At 65.8% G+C, this 20,038-nt stretch carries 18 protein-coding genes and 1 pseudogene; 11 read left to right on the top strand and 8 right to left on the bottom strand.

The features are described 5' to 3' along the window. Positions 1–36 precede the first annotated feature (36 nt). Both A5634_RS11390 and A5634_RS11385 read left to right on the top strand, forming a co-directional pair. On the top strand, positions 37–741 hold the full coding sequence (locus tag A5634_RS11390; RefSeq protein ID WP_065144150.1) for an NUDIX hydrolase: 705 nt from the start codon (positions 37–39) through the stop codon (positions 739–741). 214 nt (positions 742–955) lie between these two features. Beyond that, positions 956–2,305: a lipase family protein gene (locus tag A5634_RS11385; RefSeq protein WP_065144149.1), complete on the top strand. Its 1,350-nt coding sequence runs from the start codon at positions 956–958 to the stop codon at positions 2,303–2,305. A 4-nt stretch (positions 2,306–2,309) separates the two neighbouring features. Here A5634_RS11385 and A5634_RS11380 read toward each other — a convergent pair whose 3' ends face one another. The 3 genes from A5634_RS11380 to bioB are packed head-to-tail and all read right to left on the bottom strand — an operon-like array spanning position 2,310 to position 4,265. After that, a complete protein-coding gene (locus A5634_RS11380) occupies positions 2,310–2,981 on the bottom strand; it encodes a DUF2567 domain-containing protein (RefSeq protein WP_065144148.1) in 672 nt (223 codons plus the stop codon). Then, complete coding sequence (locus A5634_RS11375) at positions 2,978–3,205, bottom strand: hypothetical protein (RefSeq protein WP_065144147.1); 228 nt, start codon at positions 3,203–3,205, stop codon at positions 2,978–2,980. The genes A5634_RS11380 and A5634_RS11375 overlap by 4 nt, the downstream gene beginning before the upstream one ends. Before the next feature lie 10 nt (positions 3,206–3,215). Continuing rightward, positions 3,216–4,265, bottom strand: a complete 1,050-nt coding sequence (gene bioB, locus A5634_RS11370) for a biotin synthase BioB (RefSeq protein ID WP_065144146.1) — start codon at positions 4,263–4,265, stop codon at positions 3,216–3,218. A 509-nt stretch (positions 4,266–4,774) separates the two neighbouring features. Between bioB and A5634_RS11365 the strand changes: the two genes are divergently transcribed. From A5634_RS11365 to A5634_RS11355, 3 genes are read left to right on the top strand one after another with little or no spacing between them, the layout of a single operon-like run. Continuing rightward, positions 4,775–6,556, top strand: a complete 1,782-nt coding sequence (locus A5634_RS11365; RefSeq protein WP_065144196.1) for a hypothetical protein — start codon at positions 4,775–4,777, stop codon at positions 6,554–6,556. 4 nt (positions 6,557–6,560) lie between these two features. Further along, positions 6,561–6,938: a hypothetical protein gene (locus tag A5634_RS11360; RefSeq protein WP_065144145.1), complete on the top strand. Its 378-nt coding sequence runs from the start codon at positions 6,561–6,563 to the stop codon at positions 6,936–6,938. Beyond that, complete coding sequence (locus tag A5634_RS11355; protein WP_065144144.1) at positions 6,935–8,302, top strand: hypothetical protein; 1,368 nt, start codon at positions 6,935–6,937, stop codon at positions 8,300–8,302. The genes A5634_RS11360 and A5634_RS11355 overlap by 4 nt, the downstream gene beginning before the upstream one ends. Before the next feature lie 30 nt (positions 8,303–8,332). Here the strand turns inward: A5634_RS11355 and A5634_RS11350 are convergent, their stop codons facing one another. Beyond that, positions 8,333–8,692 carry an Rv2640c family ArsR-like transcriptional regulator gene (locus A5634_RS11350; RefSeq protein ID WP_065144143.1) on the bottom strand — a complete coding sequence of 120 codons (360 nt, stop codon included), beginning with the start codon at positions 8,690–8,692 and terminating at the stop codon, positions 8,333–8,335. A gap of 99 nt (positions 8,693–8,791) precedes the next feature. Here A5634_RS11350 and A5634_RS11345 point away from each other — a divergent pair, with 99 nt between their 5' ends. From A5634_RS11345 to A5634_RS11320, 6 genes and pseudogenes are all read left to right on the top strand, one after another. Next, the gene (locus tag A5634_RS11345; protein WP_065144142.1) at positions 8,792–9,226 is read left to right on the top strand and encodes an ArsI/CadI family heavy metal resistance metalloenzyme; all 435 of its coding nucleotides are present in this window, start codon (positions 8,792–8,794) and stop codon (positions 9,224–9,226) included. Positions 9,227–9,315: 89 nt separating this feature from the next. Next, a complete protein-coding gene (locus A5634_RS11340; protein WP_065144195.1) occupies positions 9,316–9,708 on the top strand; it encodes an ArsR/SmtB family transcription factor in 393 nt (130 codons plus the stop codon). Beyond that, a pseudogene (gene arsB, locus A5634_RS11335) lies at positions 9,705–10,811 on the top strand (ACR3 family arsenite efflux transporter); the annotation flags it as partial. The gene A5634_RS11340 and the pseudogene arsB, both read left to right, overlap by 4 nt. Positions 10,812–10,930: 119 nt before the next feature. Beyond that, complete coding sequence (locus A5634_RS11330; protein WP_065144140.1) at positions 10,931–12,646, top strand: PE family protein; 1,716 nt, start codon at positions 10,931–10,933, stop codon at positions 12,644–12,646. 105 nt (positions 12,647–12,751) lie between these two features. Next, positions 12,752–14,926, top strand: coding sequence for an adenylate/guanylate cyclase domain-containing protein (locus A5634_RS11325; protein ID WP_065144139.1), 2,175 nt, complete (start codon positions 12,752–12,754; stop codon positions 14,924–14,926). A gap of 2 nt (positions 14,927–14,928) precedes the next feature. Beyond that, on the top strand, positions 14,929–16,320 hold the full coding sequence (locus A5634_RS11320) for a mechanosensitive ion channel family protein (RefSeq protein ID WP_065144138.1): 1,392 nt from the start codon (positions 14,929–14,931) through the stop codon (positions 16,318–16,320). Here A5634_RS11320 and A5634_RS11315 read toward each other — a convergent pair. The 4 genes from A5634_RS11315 to A5634_RS11300 are packed head-to-tail and all read right to left on the bottom strand — an operon-like array spanning position 16,313 to position 19,985. Then, complete coding sequence (locus tag A5634_RS11315) at positions 16,313–16,822, bottom strand: 2'-5' RNA ligase family protein (protein WP_065144137.1); 510 nt, start codon at positions 16,820–16,822, stop codon at positions 16,313–16,315. The two genes, A5634_RS11320 and A5634_RS11315, sit on opposite strands and share 8 nt — an antisense overlap. After that, positions 16,822–17,496 carry a dethiobiotin synthase gene (bioD, locus tag A5634_RS11310; RefSeq protein ID WP_065144136.1) on the bottom strand — a complete coding sequence of 225 codons (675 nt, stop codon included), beginning with the start codon at positions 17,494–17,496 and terminating at the stop codon, positions 16,822–16,824. The genes A5634_RS11315 and bioD overlap by 1 nt, the downstream gene beginning before the upstream one ends. Then, on the bottom strand, positions 17,493–18,665 hold the full coding sequence (locus A5634_RS11305; RefSeq protein WP_065144135.1) for an 8-amino-7-oxononanoate synthase: 1,173 nt from the start codon (positions 18,663–18,665) through the stop codon (positions 17,493–17,495). Before A5634_RS11305 ends, bioD begins: the two co-directional genes overlap by 4 nt. Positions 18,666–18,671: 6 nt before the next feature. Next, entirely contained in the window at positions 18,672–19,985 is a 1,314-nt protein-coding gene (locus A5634_RS11300) for an adenosylmethionine--8-amino-7-oxononanoate transaminase (protein WP_065144134.1), read from the bottom strand. Positions 19,986–20,038: the final 53 nt, after the last annotated feature.

Genomic DNA, 20,038 nt, shown 5'->3' with positions numbered 1-20,038 from the left:
TTCGCACCCAGAGGTTTTCGACTTACAATCGAAAACATGTCTTATGGTAGCACCGCCCACGAAGTGCTTGCGGTCGTGTTCCAGGTTCGGATGGTTAACGAATCCAGCCGTACCGAAAAACCGCAGCTGAACGTCCTGTTATGGCAGCGCGCACGGGACCCGCAGAAGGGTGCATGGTCACTACCGGGCGGTCGACTGCGCAACGCCGAGGACATGACCACCTCGGTCCGCCGTCAACTCGCCGAAAAAGTCGACCTTCGCGAACTGTCCCACCTTGAACAACTCGCGGTGTTCTCCGATCCACAGCGGGTGCCGGGGCCGCGGATGATCGCGTCCACCTTCCTGGGTCTGGTGCCCTCCCCCGCAACCCCCGAATTGCCACCGGACACCCGCTGGCACCCGGTGAACACGCTGCCACCAATGGCGTTCGACCACGGGCCGATGGTCAGCCACGCCCATGCCCGATTGGTCGCCAAGATGTCCTACACCAACATCGGATTTGCCTTGGCGCCAAAAGAATTCGCCCTATCGACCTTGCGCGACATCTATGGTGCCGCGCTGGGCCACCAGGTTGATGCCACCAACCTGCAGCGCGTGCTCGCTCGCCGCAAGGTCATCACCCAAACCGGCACCATCGCCCAATCCGGGCGCAGTGGCGGTCGCCCGGCCGCGTTATACCGGTTCACCGACTCCCAGTTGCGGGTGACAGACGAATTCGCCGCACTGCGCCCGCCAGGGTGACCGAGCCCCCAACCAGCGGCATTTGTGACCGGCGCCACCCGGCGCGCTGGTTTCGATCCGGCGTCCACGGCCTGTACATTGTCTAAGAGCTGTTTAAGAGAACGCTGGCGCGTGTCAGGCGCCGGTGCAGGATCTGACTGGCCGGCGGCGCCCCCACCTAACTAAGCGCAAGACGAGCGTGCGAGTACGCCGAGCCCTCGAAGGGAGAGCCTTAATGGTGGAGCTGGCGAAAGCGGCTGGCGGTGCGACCGCAGAAGGGTTGCGCTGGATCGGCCGACCCTCGCACCAGGAACTGCAGCGCAAGGTCCGCCCGCTGCTCCCCAAGGACGACCCGTTCTACCAGCCACCGTCAGGTTTCCAGCACGCCGACCCGGGCACGGTGCTGCGCTCCCGCGACGTCGAACTGGCGTTCATGGGCTTGATTCCCCAATCCATCACCGCCACCCAACTGCTGTTCCGAACGACGGACATGAATGGCAACCCCGAGGCGACGGTGACGACGGTGCTCGTGCCCGCCGAGGTCGCCCCGGGCAAAACCATCCCGCTGCTGTCCTACCAGTGCGCGATCGACGCCATCACCTCACGCTGCTTCCCCTCCTACGCGCTGCGGCGACGGGCCAAAGCCATCGGTTCGCTGACCCAGCTCGAGTTGTTGCTGATCACCGCCGCTGTCGCCGAGGGCTGGGCGGTGTCGGTGCCCGACCATGAAGGCCTGCACGGGCTGTGGGGTGCGCCCTACGAGCCGGGCTACCGCACCCTGGACGGCATCCGCGCCGCACTGAGCTCTGAACGGCTGGGGTTGTCCCCGTCGGCGCCGGTCGGGCTGTGGGGCTACTCCGGTGGCGGTTTGGCCAGCGCGTGGGCCGCCGAGGTGTGCGGCGATTACGCCCCCGAGTTGAACATCGTCGGCGCCGTACTGGGGTCGCCCGTCGGCAATCTTGGGAACACGTTCCGGCGCCTCAACGGCAAGCTGCTGGCGGGTCTGCCCGCGCTGGTGGTCGCCGCGCTGGCGCACACTTACCCCGACCTGGACAAGGTCATCAACGAACACGCCAGCGAGGCCGGCCGCGCGCTGCTGGACAGCCTGGAGAAGATGACGACCGCGGAGGCGATCGTCCGGATGGCGAACCGGGACATGGGTGACTTTCTTAACGTGCCGCTCGAGGACGTCCTGGCCACTCCCGCGGTGACGCACGTCTTCGACAGCACCACGCTGGGCGTCGCGGTTCCCACGCCGCCAGTGCTGATCGTGCAGGCCGTGCACGACTACCTGATCTCCGTCGACGACATCGACGTGCTGGCCGATGCGTACTCAGCCGGCGGTGCTGATGTCACCTACCACCGGGATGCCTTCAACGAGCACATGTTGCTGCACCCGCTGTCGGCGCCGATGGCGTTGCGGTGGCTGATCGACCGGTTCGCCGAACGCCCGCTGACCGATCACCTGATCCGGACCACCTGGCCCACCATGTTCAACCCGATGACCTATGCGGGGATGGCGCGACTGGGTGTGATCGCGGCCAAGGTGCTGACCGGCCGGCGGATCCACCGACGCCCGCTCTGAGGCGCTAAGTCAGCGGCGCCGCGGGCACTTGGGGCGTCGGCTGCAGGCGTGAATTGACCGGCGGGTAGGCGCCCAGGTCGTCGCGCACGGTTCCGGTCGCCAACAGCGCGTACACCAGCGCGGCGGTGGCGGTCGGCGAGAGCAGCGTGGCAGCGATCTGGAGCGGCAAGTGACCGAAGAACACCGGGGGCGCTTGCTGGACGTAGGTCAGGGAGTGCTCGCCGGACGATAGCGCGACGGTGTCGAAGTCCAGCGTGCCGTAACGCAGCCGCACCAACAGGGCGCCGACACCGGCGGCGGCCGCGGCGGCCCCGATCAGTCCGAATGTGAGCGCGACGACCATCTGTGGACCCCGGTGATCGCGCCACTGCCAAGCCGCCACCGACGCCACTACCGCAACCACGCCGAGCAGGCCTACGAGCAGGAATGGCGCCACGAAGAAGTTCTGCGATTCGTTGCCCAGGTAGTCGTGCACACGCTCGCCTTTGCGGCTGACCGCTACCACGGCATGGATCGACGGCGCGATCCACGCCCACAACGCGCCGACGAACACGCCGCTGAGCGTCAGCCCGAATACCACGATGAGCAGCGCACGATCCGCCGGCGTGCGAGGTCCGGCAGGCGGGTCGGTCGGGGCGGGCGAAGGCACCGCCTCAGGACCGGGTGACTCCGTCATCGCATCGTCTCCAAGTCGGCGGAGTCCACCTGTCCGTGTCGAGAACAGCGCGCCCACCACCCATCCGGACGAACCTGCACGATCATCCGGCGGCCGCATTCGGCGCAAAATCGGGGCGGTTCCAATCCCAACTGAGCCGCGGTCGGGGTGGCTGTGCCCGCCGGCTTACCCGTGTAGACGTTGTAGACGCCGGCACTGACCGGCGCGCCCAGATGTCCCGCCACGCTTCTCTTTCTACAAACTCGCGTTCAGTGCCTTCAGCGGCATCTGTAGGTCGTTGAGCAGTTCCAGGTCGGCTTCGGCCGGGCGCCCCAGCGTGGTCAGGTAGTTGCCGACGATGACCGCGTTGATGCCGCCCAGGATGCCCTGCTTGGCGCCGAGGTCGCCCAAGGTGATCTCACGGCCACCGGCGAACCGCAGCATGGTGCGCGGCAACGCGAGCCGGAACGCACCGACCGCCTTGAGGGCTTCGCTTGCCGGCAATACCTCCAGGTCTCCGAACGGCGTGCCGGGCCGCGGGTTGAGGAAGTTCAGCGGGACCTCATCGGGATCCAACTCGGCCAGGTCGGCGGCGAACTCCGCCCGTTGTTCCAGCGTCTCGCCCATGCCGAGGATGCCGCCGCAGCACACCTCCATGCCGGCGTCGCGCACCATCGACAAGGTCTGCCAGCGCTCTTCCCAGGTGTGCGTGGTGACGACGTTGGTGAAGAACGAGCGCGCCGTCTCCAGGTTGTGGTTGTAGCGGTGCACGCCCATCGCGGCCAGCCGGTCCACCTGCTCGGCGGTGAGCATCCCCAACGAACAGGCGATTTGAATCTCTACCTCGTTGCGGATCGCTTCGATGCCGGCGGCTACCTGCGCAAGTAACCGTTCGTCGGGTCCGCGCACCGCGGCCACGATGCAGAATTCGGTGGCACCGGACTTGGCCGTCTGCTTCGCCGCCTCGACCAAGCTAGGGATGTCCAGCCAGGCACTGCGCACCGGTGACTGGAACAGGCCGGACTGGGAACAGAAGTGGCAGTCTTCCGGGCAGCCGCCTGTCTTAAGGCTGATGATGCCTTCGACCTCAACCTCAGGCCCGCACCAGCGCATCCGGACCTCGTGGGCCAGCGCGAGCAGTTCCTCGAGTCGGTCGTCGGGGAGCTGCAGGACTCGCAGCACCTGGTCCTTGCTCAGTCCCTCGCCGCGTTCGAGCACCTGCTGGCGAGCCACCTCGAGAATGTCGTCGCGGTCGGCACCATCCTGCCCGTCCTCGGTCGTCGGTCGAGTCGGCGCTTGGGTCACCTAGCTACTCCCCTGCTTGTTGATCGGGTCCGCGCACGTTTCGGGACCGCAATCCATGGCCAATGCATGTCCTGTGGCCGCGTCGTTGGTGGCGGCCTGAAGGAAAGGTATTCAGGCTAGGGTAACGGTCCCGACGTCCACCGATGCCGCGCGGGCATCTCCGACGGGCCGATCGGGGCAGCACGGTTGCCGTGGTAAGGCCGGCGCGGGGAGGGTATGAAAACACTATGGATAGTCAGATAGTCGATCAGCATGTCGTGTATCTGGCTGACCACGGGCTCTGGCTGGCGATTCCAGCGTTTCTACCTGCGATAATCGTTGTGGGTGTGGTTCTCTATATCGCGATGCGCAACCGACGAACCTCAAAAGAAAAGCAGGATTGACTGACGCCCCATGTGGGCATTACACGTTCGTAATAGTGGGCCGTGCGCCAACGGGAGGCGATCGCGGTGGAATTCTCAGTACTTGCGTCAGTGGTTGCAGAGGCACCAGCGGCTCGCGGTGCCGAGCTGAGCCAGGTGATTGGGCTGTCAGTAGCTGCGCTGATCATCACGCTGATCATGCTGGCGATCGGCTGGGCGCACCGTACCCGGCGGATCATGTGGCTGGAGAAATTCGCCGATTGGCTGGGCGTCAAGTTCAAGCGGCCGTCCTGGGTGGCCCTTCCGGTGCTGGTGTACACCACGTCGATCATCTGCGCCCTGTTCGGCTTCATCTGGGACGTCAGCTGGCATATCGGGGAAGGTCGCGATCCCGGCCCGCTAGCCAACCCGGCGCACTACTTCATCATCATCGGCCTGTTTGGCATCTTCCTTGCCGGCATGATCGCCATCGCGTTGCCATTCGACAAGCCCGGTCCGGCCTCCGTTCGTATCACCGACAACTGGCACGCCCCGGTCGGCGGCGTATTGATGGCCGGCTGCGGGATGTACGCGCTGTTCGGCTTCCCACTTGACGACATCTGGCATCGCATCTTCGGCCAGGACGTCACATTGTGGGGGCCGACCCACCTGATGATGATTGGCGGCGCGGGCCTGTCGTTGTTCTCGGTGCTGATGTTGGAGTACGAAGGCGGACGAGCGCTGCCCGACGCGCCTCCCGAGAAGCCGTTCGTCAAATTCCTGCGTTACCTGTCCTGCGGCGGACTGCTGATCGGCTTGTCGGTCTACCAGATCGAATACGACTTCGGGGTCCAGCAGTTCCGCCTCGCATTCCATCCGATGATGATCGCTGGCGTCGCGGCGCTCGCATTGATCGTGGCCCGCATGACGCTTGGCAAGGGCGCCGCGATCATCGCGGCCCTGTTCGCCATCGCACTGCGCGGCGCTGTCGCGTTTACCGTGGGACCCATTCTCGGGGCTCCGATCAACTGGTTCCCGCTATATCTCGGGCCAGCGCTGATCGTCGAGATCGTGGCCCTGACCCCATTGTTCAAGCGGCCGATCGTCTTCGGGGCCGTCACCGGCCTACTGGTCGGGACCGTCGGGTTGTGGCTGGAATCGCTGTGGATCAGTGCGGTCTACCACTATCCGTGGCCGACCAGCATGTGGGGTGAAGCCCTGGCCATGGCCGTACCGGTGGCAGTGCTGATGGGCGTGTGCGGAGCGATGACCGGCATGGTTCTCACCGGACAACAGCTACCGCGCCGCGCCATCGGCATCTCGATCGTCGCCGCGACCGTGATAGTGATCGGCGGAACGGTGGCCAACGGCCTGCACATCAACATCCCGAGCCAGAACACCGCGACCATCAAGCTGACCGAGCTGCCCAGCGAGGCCGGAAAGCGCATGGTGTCGGCGGATATCCAGATCAACCCGCCCGACCTGATCAAGGACGATCCCGACTGGGTGTCGGTCACCTCCTGGCAGGGCAAGATGGAGAACAACCGCGGGCTGATAATCGACCGACTCGAACAGGTTGGTCCCGGGCATTACCGCACCACAAAACCCATTCCGGCCTGGGGCTCCTGGAAGACGCTGCTGCGGGTGCAGGACGGCTACACCATGGCCGCGGTGCCGATCTACGCACCGGCCGACGAGGCGATTCCCTCCCCCGAGATTCCGGCTCAGCCCGAGATCACCCGGCCGTTCGTATTCGAGAACACCATCCTGCAGCGCGAGCGCGACCCGAATGCTCCGGAATGGCTGTTCACCGTGGGCTCGATATTGGTGCTGATCTTCACGCTGATGGTGATCGCGGCGCTGACCTGGGGTGCTGGCCGAATCAACGGCGAGGTCACCAAACCCAAACGGGTCGAGGAACAAAAACACCCGTTACCGGAAGCGGCGTAGCTCGATGACCTACAGACGTGCCTTCGTTGCGGCGTGGGCGAGCCTACTGACGTGTGCTCTGGTGGCCTGTGGCGGTAACTCGCCGAGTCCAGGTGCGAGCCCCAGTTCGGGGGCTGGCCCGACGATCAACGTCACGATCGCGAACGGGCAGATATCCCCGACGAACGTCAGGTTGCAGGCGAAGGTCAAACAGCAGATCACCCTGCACGTCTCCAGCGACGCCACCGACGAACTGCACGTCCATTCGGTGCCCGACCACAAGTTCGCGGTCATCGCCGCGCCGAACCAGACTTTCGAATTCAGCGTCGACGTTCCGGGCAGCGTCGACGTCGAGTCCCACCACCTGCATAAGACGATCGCCACCATCCAAATCCAGCCGTGACGGCGGGCGGCGCGGTGTCGGTGCTAGCGCATGGCCTCGGCGGTTCGAATGACCTTCCGGTGCCGTACACCTTTGCGCTGATCGGCGCGGCGTGGGCGCTGACCTTCACGTTCGCCCTCGTCGCGCTGGCTTGGAAGAAGCCGCGATTCGATCCGGGCAAGCCCGGCCACCCGTTGCCGGACGCGGTGACCGCGGTAGTTGATTCCCGCATCACCCGCTGGACCGTTGCCGGATTGGCGTTGCTGTTCGCGATATGGGTACTGCTGGCCGGGATTTGGGGTCCGCAAACCTCCGCCAACGGTTTGCTCGGCGCGTTCTACGTGCTGCTCTGGGTCGGACTGGTGGCGCTGTCGCTGTTGTTCGGACCGGTATGGCGAGTGGTATCGCCGGTTCGCACGGCGTATCTCGTGCTGCGGCGCTGCGTGCCGCAAGGACTCCGTCGACCGCGGTTGCGCTACCCGGAAAGCTGGGGGTACCGCCCCGCCGCGCTCGGGCTGTTCGCGTTCGTCTGGATGGAGTTGGCCAGTCCGGACTCGGCGTCGCTGACCGCGGTCGAGACGTGGTTGCTGGTCTACACACTCGTGCTTTTGGTCGGGGCGTGGCTATGTGGCCAGCGCTGGCTGGCCCGGGCGGACCCGTTCGGCGTTTACAGCATGGCCGTATCCCGGCTCTGTCCGTTCTGGCGAAATCCCGACACCGGCAAGATCGTCGTCGGCAACCCGTTCGACCACCTGCCGTCGCTGCCGGTGCGTCCCGGCGTCGTGATGATGCTGGCGGTACTGCTCGGCTCCACCGCCTTCGACAGCTTTTCCGCCGCACCGACCTGGCGCAATTTCGCCGACGGAATCGCCCGCGACTTGCATGGAGTCCCGGAGACGTTGACGTCGTCAGTTTTGCGGACTGTCGGCCTGATCGTCTTCATTTCCGTTGTCGCGGTGACTTTTTCGCTCGCGGCTCGGGCGACCGGTGGGGTTGACAAAGAGCAGCGTCGCGACTTGCCCGGGCAACTGGCGCACTCGCTGATTCCGATCGTGGTGGGCTACATCTTCGCGCACTACCTGACCTATCTGGTCGAGCGCGGGCAGCAGGCCGTCATCGCCCTCGCGGATCCGCTGGGGCGGGGATGGAACCCGTTGGGCCTGGCCGACGCTCACGTCACGTATTTGTTGTCCATGCATCCCGCGGTGCTGTCCACGATCAAAGTGGCCTGCGTGGTCACCGGCCACATCGTGGCGGTGATCGCGGCACACGACAAAGCCTTGCGACTGCTGCCCGCGGACAACCAGCTCACCGGCCAGCTCACGATGATGCTGGTCATGGTGGGCTACACCTTCACCGGGTTGTATCTGCTGTTTGGCGGCTAGACAACCAAGATTTCGGGCAAAGGCTGTGGGCTAACGACAACAGTCGGGATTGAGTACCGCGCTGAGCGCTTTCAGGGCTTCAGGGTGTGCCCGGTAGAAGACGTTTACGCCGCGGCGGTCGGAGACGACCAGCCCAGCGTTACGCAGTTGAGTCAGGTGATGGCTGACGGTGCCGTCGCTGAGTTTAAGTACCGCCGCCAACTTGCCGCTGACCTCTTCGCCCGCAGATGAGCTGAACAGGTAAGACATGATCTTGAGCCGTGCGGGATCGGCCAGGGCTTTAAGCCGTAGGGCAACCGACAGGGCGTCGTCGTCGCTCATCAGCTCTGCCGCTACCGGTGCGCAGCAAACGGGAGCGGAGATGTCGATCTCGGGCAATGTCTTGGGCACCAATCCAGCGTGCCAGACACCTTGACATATATCAAAGTAATAGGAACACTGAGGTGGATTGACTTTGATATATGTCAAACTATTCGGAGGTGTCTAGGAATGTCCCGTGTGCAGCTCGCTCTCAACGTCAACGACCTCGAGGCCGCAATCATGTTCTACTCCAAGCTTTTTAAGACCGAGCCGGCCAAGCGCAAGCCGGGATACGCCAACTTCGCGATCGCCGATCCACCATTGAAATTGGTCTTACTCGAAAATCCCGGCGCCGGAGGGACGCTCAATCACCTCGGCGTGGAGGTCGGCTCCAGCGACATGGTGCATGCCGAAATCACTCGGCTTGCCGAGGCCGGGATGCTGACCGCAGCAGAGATCGGGACGACATGTTGTTTTGCCACGCAGGACAAGGTGTGGGTGAGCGGCCCCGGTGGGGAAAGCTGGGAGATCTATACCGTGCTGGCCGACTCTGAGACCTTTGGAGCCGGTTCGCAACAGGCTGCAACCGGCGATGACGAGGCCGCCGCGTGCTGCGGGAGCTAGGCCTCCCCCGCGACATCGAACTGCGCAACGCCGACCTGATTACCTACGGGGCAGTTGCGGGTGGATTCGATGAGTGTCAATATCGATGTATGTCGAAACTGGCCCAACAGTCTGTTGGGGCGTGCTGCGAGGTTGCGCCGATGGTGCGTCAGTCAATGAGCTCACAGGTAGCCGTCGAAATGGCCGCGCGCTTCAAGGCATTGGCCGATCCGGTGCGATTGCAGCTGCTTAGCTCCATTGCCAGTCACACCGGAAGCGAGGCCTGCGTCTGTGACATTTCCGCTGGGGTCGAGGTGAGCCAGCCAACGATTTCCCATCACCTTAAAGTGCTGCGCGAGGCGGGTTTATTGACCTCGCAGCGCCGCGCCTCGTGGATGTACTACGCCGTGGTGCCCGAGGCACTCAACGTGTTGTCAATGCTGCTTAACGTTCATGCTGATGCGCCCGCTTTGCAGAAGCCCGCTTTGGAGACGTCCGCTTGACCACCACGCACCCCCACCACACCGCGCCAGCGGTGGTAGGCCGCATCTCGACCCTCGATAAATTTTTACCGGTATGGATTGGGCTGGCCATGACCGCCGGGTTGCTGCTAAGTCGTTGGGTTCCCGGACTGAACACCGCGCTGGAAAAGTTTGAGCTAGACGGGATCTCGTTCCCCATTGCATTCGGACTATTGATCATGATGTATCCGGTCCTGGCAAAGGTCCGATATAACCACCTTGACACCGTCGTCAATGACCGCAAGCTGCTGATTAGTTCTCTGACGCTCAATTGGGTCATTGGGCCGGCGTTGATGTTCGCGCTCGCCTGGTTGCTGCTGGCAGATCTGCCCGAGTACCGGACCGGTCTGATCATCGTCGGGTTGGCCCGCTGCATCGCCATGGTGATCATCTGGAACGACTTGGCCTGTGGGGACCGCGAAGCTGCAGCCATCCTCGTCGCGTTGAATTCGATTTTTCAAGTGGCCATGTTCGCGGTACTCGGCTGGTTCTACCTCTCGGTGCTGCCCGGATGGCTAGGCCTTGCGCAGACGACGATTTCAACCTCACCTTGGCATATCGCCGAGTCGGTGCTGATCTTCCTCGGCATCCCGCTGCTAGCCGGATATTTGTCTCGCCGGATCGCAGAAAAAACCAAGGGTCACGACTGGTACGAAGCCCGGTTCCTGCCTACAGTCGGGCCGTGGTCGCTCTATGGGCTGTTGTTCACCATCGTGATTCTGTTTGCCCTGCAAGGAAATCAGATCGTGAACCGGCCACAGGATGTCGCGCGCATCGCGCTTCCGCTGCTGGCCTACTTCGCCCTCATGTGGGGCGGCGGGTTCATCCTGGGCTACCTGCTGCACCTGAGCTATGACCGCACCACCGCCTTGGCGTTCACCGCCGCCGGCAACAACTTCGAGCTCGCCATAGCCGTGGCCATCGCCACCTACGGAGCCACTTCCGGCCAAGCGCTGGCCGGCGTGGTTGGGCCCCTCATCGAAGTGCCGGTGCTGGTCGCGCTCGTCTACGTTTCGTTGGCGCAGCGGCGTCGGTTTTCGCCGCCGCCACCATCGATGGGCACAAGAAACCACGACCCAGATCGCTAGAGGCGCAGGCCTTCGCAAAAGCGTCCGGTGAGTGCCAGGATCGCGTTACCATCAGCTCCTTGCCGACGGCCGAAAGACATCGAACCGCCTGATAGCAAACAGTTCGGAGGAGCGGCATGTCGTTTGTGATTGCGGCACCAAGTATGGTCACGGCGGCGGCGACGGAGCTTGCCAGCATTGGTTCGGCTATGGGCGCAGCCAACGCCGCCGCGGCCACCCACACCACCGAAATCCTGACCGCCGCAGCCGATGAGATTTCAGCGGCCATCGCCGCGGCTTTCAGCACCCACGCTCAGGGTTATCAAGCACTCAGCGCGCAGGTCGCGTCCTTCCATGAGCAATTCGTGCGCACCTTGGCAACCGGCGGAAACCTATATGCCAGCGCCGAAGTTGCCAACGCGTCACCTCTACAACCCGTGCTGGACCTCATCAACGCTCCGACTCAAGCGCTCCTTGGGCGCCCGCTGATCGGTGACGGCACCAACGGCACGGCGCCCGGACAAGCGGGCGGTGCCGGCGGGCTGCTGTGGGGTAACGGCGGCAACGGAGCGCCCGGCGGGGCCGGCCAGCGCGGCGGCAACGGCGGGTCCGCCGGGCTACTCGGCAACGGCGGCAGCGGCGGCCTCGGCGGCAGCGGTGCACCCGGCGGCGCCGGCGGCAACGGCGGCGCCCTGTTCGGCAACGGCGGCGCGGGCGGCGCGGGTGGCGCCGCGGCCGAGGCCGGCGGGTACGGCGGCAATGGCGGCATCGGCGGCAATGCCGGACTGATCGGCACCGGCGGAGCCGGCGGCGCGGGTGGCCTAGGCGCGACGGGAACCAGCGGCAATCCTGGCCCAGTCGCCGAAGTTGCCCAGGCTGCCACCGGCGCCGATGGGACAACGAATTTCACCGATCCCGCGACGCCCGGGCAGACCGGCTCTCCGGGTACCGTCCCCGGCGAAACCGGCGGCAATGGCGGCATGGGCGGCACCAGCAACGCAGGTAGCTCGCCAGGCTTCAACCAGGGCGGCGCTGGTGGCGCGGGCGGCACCGGCGGCTTGGGTGCTCGCGGTGGCACGGGAGGCGAGGGAGGCTTCGCAACTACCGTCAGCCTCGGTGAGGCCCGGGGAGGTACTGGCGGCACCGGCGGAACTGGTGGCGCCGGTGCACAGGGCGGCGACGGCGGTGATGGAGGAGGCGCCGGCGCCGGAGCCTTCGGATCCGTACAGGCCGGAACCCTAATTCTGGGTGGTAACGGCGGTGATGGCGGAACAGGCGGAATCGGCGCCGCCGGCGGCAAGGGAGGAACCGGCGGCTTCGCGTCAGCCGGCGGCCAACCCACCGACGTTGCCGGTAGCGGAGGCAACGGCGGCACCGGCGGGGTCGGCGCCACCGGTGGCACCGGAGGCGCCGGTGGTCACGGCGGTGCGGGTGGTCGCGGCGGTTTCGTGTTCGGTGACGGTGGCCACGGCGGCATCGGCGGCGGCGCGGGTGACGGCGGTGCCGGAGCTCTGGGTGGCACCGGCGGAACCGGCGGCACAGGTGGCAGCACGAGCGGCAGGGGCGGTAATGGGGGCACCGGAGGCAACGGCGGGGTCGGCGGCGACGGCGGCGACGGCGGGATCGGCGGCGACGGCGGTGCCGGCGGCGCGGGAGGACTGTTCGGCAACGCGGGTGGCTACGGGGCCGGCGGCGGTGCGGGTAGTGGCGGCGCTGCCGGAGGTGGTGGAGCCGCGGGTGCCGGTGGCGCCGGTGGTGCCGGTGGTGTGCTTACCGGGTTGGCCGGCACCAACGGGCAGGTGGGCGCCGACGGCGCAGTCGGTGCGGCCGGCCGAGCAGGGCAGCCCGGCTGACGTCAGCCAATGGAGCGCTCGGCGATGCGCACCGGTGTTGTGACGGGTGTTCCGGCGACCTAATAGGCTGCATTTGCTGTCGGATACGCGGGGAGAGGAAGTGCTTTGACGTCGCCGCCCTCGGCCGAGCCGGTACCCCCGGACGAACAACCCCCCAGCCCGCGGCGTCGACGGCGCCGTCCGAAGTTGGTGGCCTGGTTCAGCTTGCAGTCCAAGGTGATGGCGATGCTGTTGACGGCCAGCCTGCTGTCGCTGGGCGTCATCGGGGTGGTCGGGTACGTCACCGCCCGCAACGCCTTATTGCCGTCGGCTTCCGAGCGGATGACCCAACTGCGCTCCGCGCAGCAACGCGCCGTGGAGACGCTGTTCGCGGATCTGAGCAATTCGTTGGTCATCTACAGCCGCGGGTCGACCGCGACGGAGGCGGTGCAGGCGTTCACCGCGGGATACGACCAGCTGGCGAATGCGACCATCGACGCCGCCCAACAACAGGCGTTGGTCAACTACTACAACGACAAGTTGATCAAACCTGTTCAGGACATCACTGGCACCAAGCTGGACCTCGATGCCCTACTGCCGACCAACAATTCGCAGCGATACCTGCAGGCGCACTACACCGTGACGCCCAGCGGCGCCGCCTCGAATGACGCCGGCGACGGCAGCGCCTGGTCGGCGGCTAATGCCCGCTTCAACAACTACTTTCGCGAAATCGCGACCCGGTTCGAATACCGCGACGCGTTGCTGCTAGACGCGCGCGGCAACGTGGTCTACAGCGTGAAGAAGTCGCCCTCGCTTGGCACCAACATCCTCAATGGGCCGTTCCGTGACTCCAACCTGCGTGGCGCCTACGAGCGGGCAATGGCAGCCAACGCAACGGATTTCGTGTGGATCACCGACTTTCAGCCCTATCAGGCGCAGCTGGGTGCGCCGACGGCGTGGCTGGTGGCCCCGATCGGGCCGCCGGGCAAGGCTTCAGGAGTGTTGGCGTTGCCGTTGCCGATCTCGAAGGTGAATCGCATCATGACCGCCGACAAACAGTGGGAAGCCGCCGGAATGGGCAAGACCGGCGAAACCTATCTGGCGGGTCCGGACAATCTGATGCGGTCCGACTCGCGTCTGTTCATCGAAGACCCGAAGCGCTACCAGGAGGAGGTGATTGCGGCCGGCACCCGTCCCGATATTGTCCAGGACGCGCTGCGGTGGCATGGCACGACACTGGTGCAGCCCGTCGCAACCCCAGCCGTGCGGGCCGCGCAACGCGGCGGGACCGGGACCATGATCGACACCAGCTATCTGGGCCGCCGGGAACTCGTGGCGTACGCGCCATTGTCGTTGCCGAATTCCGATCTGCACTGGTCGATTCTGGCCACCCGGGAAACCGACGAATCCAATGCCCGGGTGGAGTCGCTCACCCAAACCCTGGTGGTGACAACGGCCGCAATGGTTTTCGTGATCTGCATCGCCGCGCTGCTGGTGGCACAGATTTTCGTGCGCCCCATCCGGCGATTGCAGGCCGGCACTCACGAGATCAGTGCGGGCAACTATGCGGTGTCGATCCCGGTGACCTCACGAGACGAGATCGGGGAACTCACTGACGCTTTCAACGGCATGAGTCGCAATCTGCAGATCAAAGAAGATTTGCTGAACGAACAACGAAAGGAAAACGACCGTCTCCTCGGATCGTTGATGCCCGAGCCGGTTGCGCAGCGTTATCGCGAGGGTGAGCAGAACATTGCTCAGGAGCACCAGGACGTCACCGTCATCTTCGCCGACTTCGTCGGGCTCAACGAGATTTCGAAGAACCTGGCCGGTCGCGAGTTGGTAGGCGCCATCGACGGGCTTGTCCAGGAACTCGACTCCGCAGCGGAAGCCCTTGGTGTAGAACCGATTCGAACCCTTCATCATGGCTATCTGGCCAGCTGCGGGTTGAACTTCCCCCGCCTGGATAGTGTGCACCGAACCGTGGAGTTCGCCGTCGAGATGCAGGACATCATCGAGCGGTTCAACAGCAGGACGAGCTCACAGCTGGCCTTGCGTGCCGGCATCAACACCGGCAACGTTATCTCCGGCCTGGTCGGACGTTCCAGCATCGTCTACGACATGTGGGGCGCGGCGGTCAATCTGGCCCATCAGATGCCAAGTAGCACAACACAATCCGGAATCTACGTCACCGCGAAGGTACACGACGTGGTCCGCGACGTGCATCAGTTCACCGCGGCGGGAACCATCACCGTCGACGGCACCGAACAGCAGATCTGGCGACTCGCGGAGGGACGGTGACCATGTTGACACTCTGGTGGGCCGCCGCTGTGGTGATCGGACTGCCGCTGCTGCTGATCGGGCTCACCGAGTGGCACCACAGCCTCGTCCGCACGAAAAGCCATCTCGCCCGGCCGGTTTTGCTGCTGCGCAATTATCTGGTCCCCCTGGGCGCGCTGCTGGTGCTGCTCGTCGAAGTGGCCAGGATGCCGGCCGACTTCACCTCGGTCCGCCTGCTCGGCACGGTTTTCGGCTTCGTGCTGCTGGTGCTGCTGCTGTCCGGACTCAACGCGACGGTGTTCGAGGGGGCGCCGCAGGGATCGTGGCGGCAGCGGGTACCGGCCATATTCCTTGACGTAACCCGGTTCTTATTGATCGGGGCCGGGCTGGCAGTGATTTTGTCCTTTGTCTGGGGCGTGCGTGTCGGCGGCATCTTCACCGCCCTCGGTGTGACGTCGGTGGTCATCGGTCTGATGCTGCAAAATTCCGTCGGCCAGATCGTGTCCGGCCTGTTCATGCTGTTCGAACAACCCTTCCGAATCGGCGACTGGCTGGATACCCCGGCCGCGCGGGGCCAGATCGTTGAGGCCAATTGGCGTGCGGTCCACATTCAAACCGGCCGCGGCTTGCAAATCACCCCGAACTCGGTGCTGGCCACCACCTCGTTCACCAATCTGAGCCGTCCGCCGGGAGGACACCGACTGGTGATCACGACGACCTTTTCACCGGCCGACCCACCCAACCGGGTGTGTGAACTGCTGACGCGAATCGCCAACGCTCTACCCCAGCGCCGCACCCAGGTCCCCGCATCGTCGGTGCCCGTCGGCAGCGCGGAGTACCGCGTCACCATCGCATTGCGCTCGCCGGCCGACGACACCGCCGCGCAAGCGACCTTCCTGAGTTGGCTGTGGTACGCCGCGCGTCGCGAGGGTCTACATCTCAATGGCGAGGACGACGATTTCAACACTCCCCAGCGCATCGAGAAGGCCTTGCGCACGGTTGTGGCGCCGACGTTGCGGCTCAGCCATTCCGATCAGCGGTCCCTGATCTCGCAGGCCACGATTGTGCGATACGGCGCGGACGAGATCATCGAGCATGCGGGTCGAGTGCCCGAAAAGATGACGTTCCTGATCGAGGGCAGCATCCGACTAACGGCCGAGGGGCCGGACGGGATCCCGGTGACAGTGGGCACCCTGGACGAAGGTTCATTCGTCGGCGTCACCGCGCTGACCCGCCAGCCCAATTTCTTTGACGCGCAAGCCATTACAGAGCTCACCGCGCTGCAGATCGAGCGCGACCACCTCGTCGAGCTGGTGATGGGCAATCCGGCGCTGCTGCAGGATCTGGGCCGCACCATCGACGACCGGCGCGCCCGAGTGGATCAGGCCAGGACGTCCGAGCAACCGGTCAGCTGAGCATGTATTCGACGCGCTGGTCGCCGTCCCAGCGGCGCAGCCCGGCGACTTGCCCGTCGAACTGGGCAGGCTTCCCCGCGATGCTCACCGCGCGGCCCAGATAGTCGCCATCGAGGCGGCGGGCCAAAGTGACGTGTGGCGTCCATTGCCCGGGCAGGCTGTTTACCATCGGTTCGGGCACGAAGTGCGCGCCGCAGACCCGGTGAACCTCGGCGTGCAGATCCAATAACTCCCGGGACGGCACCACCAGCCGCGTCAGCACCACCTCGCGCCGGCCGAACACCACCGGCGCACCGATCACACAGCGCAAGGGCAGCCGCTGCACCACCGAAGTCAGCAGTCCGTCGACGTCGGCGTCGATGCGTTGCGCCACGGCCACCGTCACGTGCGGGCGCCCGGGCGGTATCCGGGCAGCAATCTTGGCGCCGGCCAATTTGTCCCACATCTGCCGTAAGGCGACCTCGGTATCGGCGTCGAACAGCAACTCGATCGAATGCACCATCAGCCGACCAGTGTTTTGACCCAGTCGCTGTCGAAGGCCGCCGCGCTCATCGCCGCAAAGCTCGTGGCCGAGCCCGCTCCGACGGGAAGCGCGGCCCGCACCGGAGCCAGCGCGTCCAGCGCGGATCGGTTTGACCGCTCCACCAGACCCGGCCGCTGTGGCCAGCTACCGATCACCAATCCTGCACACGGAACACGCTGTGCGGCAAGCGATTCCAATGTCAGCGCGGTGTGGTTGAGGGTGCCCAGACCGGCGCGCACCACCACCAGGACCGCCGCGCCCAGGTCCACGGCGATCTCGCGCAGGGAGATTCCGTCCTGGGCCAGTGAAACGAGCAGTCCGCCGGCACCTTCGACGAGCGTCAATCGGCCGGGGCGGTCCAGGCCGCGAACCAGCCCGACGATCTCGTCGCCGGTGGGCAGCGTCATCCCGGCGTGCTCGGCGGCGGCGGTCGGCGACATCGGCAGCGGATAGCGCGCCAACCCAGCGAGCTCGGTCACCCCGGACAGGCGGCCGACTTCGACTAGGTCGTCGTCACCGTCGGCGATACCGGTCTGCGCGGGTTTGCACACCGCCACGTCGATGCCGAGCTGACGTGCGTGACTGGCCAAAGCGGCGGTGGCGATTGTCTTTCCGACACCGGTGTCGGTCCCGGTGACGACCAGAACCGTCAACGGCGCAGACCGGAGAGCACGTCGCCGAGCACCCGCCGCGCCAAGTCGAGCTCATCGGGGCTCAGCGAAGCCCGCGCGGTCAGCCGCAGCCGCGATGTGCCGGCGGGCACCGTCGGCGGCCGGAAGCAGCCGACCTTGACTCCGGCATCCAGGCACGCAGTGGCGGCGGCCAGCGCGACCTCGGGATCACCCAAAATCACTGACACCACCGCTGATTGGGGCGCTGTTTGAGGCGCCGATTCGGGCCGTCCGGGAACATCGCAGACCCGGGCCAGTTCGGCGGCATGCGCGAGCACCGCCTGCGGCCGCCACGGCTCAGCCTTCATCAGACGCAACGCGGCCAGCGCCGCACCCACCGCCGCGGGAGCGAGCCCGGTGTCGAAGATGAACGGGCGCGCCGCGTCGATCAAATGGGCACGCACCTCAGCCGGGCCAAGCACCACGCCGCCCTGGCTGCCCAGTGCCTTGGACATCGTCGTGGTCACCACCACGTCCGGGGCACCTGCCAGCCCGACCTCGTACAGCAGCCCGCGCCCGCCCCCGCGCACTCCGAGGCCGTGGGCCTCGTCGACGATCAGCAACGCACCGTGCCGACGGCACACCTCGTGCAGTTCGCGCAGCGGCGCCAGCGCGCCGTCCGCGCTGAAGACCGAATCGGTGACGACGACGGCGCGGTGCTCCTCCCGCGATTGCAGCGCGGCCTCGACGGCGCCGAGATCGCGGTTGGGAGTCACCACCACCCGGGCCCGGGACAGCCGACAGGCGTCGACCAGTGAGGCGTGCGAGTAAGCGTCCGAGACCAGCAGCGAACCGGGACCGGACAGCCCGACGACGGCACCGAGGTTGGCCGTGTAACCCGAGGAGAACACCAGAGCCGCTGCCGCGCCGACGTAGTCGGCCAACTCCGCCTCGAATTCCTCGTGCAGGTCCGTATTGCCGGTCACCAGGCGAGACCCGGTGGATCCCGCGCCCCAGATACGCAGCGCCTGGACGCCGCCCTCGATGACCTCGGGGTGCTGGGACAGCCCGAGGTAGTCGTTGGAGGCCAGGTCGAGTTCGGTGCTCACCGGCGGTCGGGGCCGCAGCGAACGACGCAGCCCGGCCGCCCGGCGCTGCTCTTCCACCGTCGCCAGCCAGGCCAGCGGTGTGGTGTCGATCGGTGCGCGCATAGAGGTTCAGCCTACGAGGCCTGCGACCTGCACCATCGCCGAGGTGATCTGTGCGATTTCGGCGGGCTCGCAGATGTACGGCGGCATCGCGTAGACCAGGTTGCGGAACGGTCGCAACCACACGCCGCGGTCCAGCGCCGCGGGGGTGGCTACGGCCAGATCCACCGGTCGGTCGCATTCGATGACGCCGATGCCGCCACACACCCGTACGTCGGTCACCCCCGGCAGTTCGCGGGCCGGTTCCAGCCCGGCGCTGAGTCCCTTGGCGAGCTCGGCTATTCGGGAGCGCCAGTCCTGGCCGAGCAGCAGTTCGACGCTGGCCACTGACACCGCGCAAGCCAGTGGGTTGGCCATGAACGTCGGGCCGTGCATCAGCGCGCCGGCCGCACCCGAGCTGATGGTGTGCGCGATGTCGGTCGTACACAGGGTCGCGGCCAAGCTCAGATAACCGCCTGTGAGCGCCTTGCCGACGCACATGATGTCCGGGCTCACCCCGGCGTGGTCGGCGGCGAACAGTTCACCTGTGCGGCCGAAGCCGGTGGCGATCTCGTCGAAAACCAACAGCACGTGGTGGCGCCGGCAGATGTCGCGCAGATCGGACAGGTAGCGCGGGTCGTGAAAGCGCATCCCGCCGGCACCTTGGACCACGGGCTCGACGACCACGGCGGCCAGTTTGTCGGCGTGCTCGGCCAGTTGCGCTTCGAAAGCCGCGCTGTAGGCCGTGTCGTAGTCCCGCGGCACCTGCGGAGCGAACACCTGGTCGGCCAGGACATCGGTCCATAGCGAGTGCATTCCGCCGTCGGGGTCGCAGACGCTCATCGGCGTGAACGTGTCACCGTGGTAGCCGCCGCGCCAGGTCATCAGCCGGTGCTTGCCCGGCTGGTCAAGACTTCGCCAGTACTGCAGCGCCATCTTCACCGCGACCTCCACCGCCACGGAACCGGAGTCGCTGAAGAACACCGTCTGTAGGCCCGACGGGGTGATCTGGACCAGTAGCTGGGCCAGCCGGGCAGCCGGCTCGTGGGTGAGGCCGCCGAACATGACGTGGTTCATGGTTTCCAGCTGGGCGGTCATCGCCGCGTCCAGATCGGGGTGGCCGTGGCCGTGGATGGCGGTCCACCAGGAACTCATCGCGTCGAGCACCTCAACGGGCTGATCGTCACGGATCAGCGTCAGCCAGGCCCCGCGGGCAGCAACCGCCACCACCGGAGGTATCGCCTCGTTGCCGATGGTGCTGTACGGGTGCCACAGGTGAGCAGCGTCGATCGCGCTGATCTGCGCGGGCGTCAGCCTGGCTCTCGATGCGCCGCCCCATGCCATGGGAGCCGAGAGTACATGCGCACTTCAGCCGCGCCGCGGGCGTCGTATCGGTC

The organism is Mycobacterium asiaticum, from assembly GCF_001673365.1.
GTDB lineage: Bacteria > Actinomycetota > Actinomycetes > Mycobacteriales > Mycobacteriaceae > Mycobacterium > Mycobacterium asiaticum_A.
The sequence above is the reverse complement of the archived record's forward strand: the minus strand, read 5'-3'. Positions and strand labels throughout refer to the sequence as shown.

Coding starts and splice junctions, on each gene's coding strand:
- A5634_RS11390 (WP_065144150.1), top strand. CDS start 37: ATGTCTTATGGTAGCACCGCCCACGAAGTGCTTGCGGTCGTGTTCCAG.
- A5634_RS11385 (WP_065144149.1), top strand. CDS start 956: ATGGTGGAGCTGGCGAAAGCGGCTGGCGGTGCGACCGCAGAAGGGTTG.
- A5634_RS11380 (WP_065144148.1), bottom strand. CDS start 2,981: ATGACGGAGTCACCCGGTCCTGAGGCGGTGCCTTCGCCCGCCCCGACC.
- A5634_RS11360 (WP_065144145.1), top strand. CDS start 6,561: ATGACCTACAGACGTGCCTTCGTTGCGGCGTGGGCGAGCCTACTGACG.
- A5634_RS11345 (WP_065144142.1), top strand. CDS start 8,792: ATGTCCCGTGTGCAGCTCGCTCTCAACGTCAACGACCTCGAGGCCGCA.
- A5634_RS11340 (WP_065144195.1), top strand. CDS start 9,316: ATGTCGAAACTGGCCCAACAGTCTGTTGGGGCGTGCTGCGAGGTTGCG.
- A5634_RS11330 (WP_065144140.1), top strand. CDS start 10,931: ATGTCGTTTGTGATTGCGGCACCAAGTATGGTCACGGCGGCGGCGACG.
- A5634_RS11320 (WP_065144138.1), top strand. CDS start 14,929: ATGTTGACACTCTGGTGGGCCGCCGCTGTGGTGATCGGACTGCCGCTG.
- A5634_RS11315 (WP_065144137.1), bottom strand. CDS start 16,822: ATGGTGCATTCGATCGAGTTGCTGTTCGACGCCGATACCGAGGTCGCC.
- A5634_RS11305 (WP_065144135.1), bottom strand. CDS start 18,665: ATGCGCGCACCGATCGACACCACACCGCTGGCCTGGCTGGCGACGGTG.
- A5634_RS11300 (WP_065144134.1), bottom strand. CDS start 19,985: ATGGCATGGGGCGGCGCATCGAGAGCCAGGCTGACGCCCGCGCAGATC.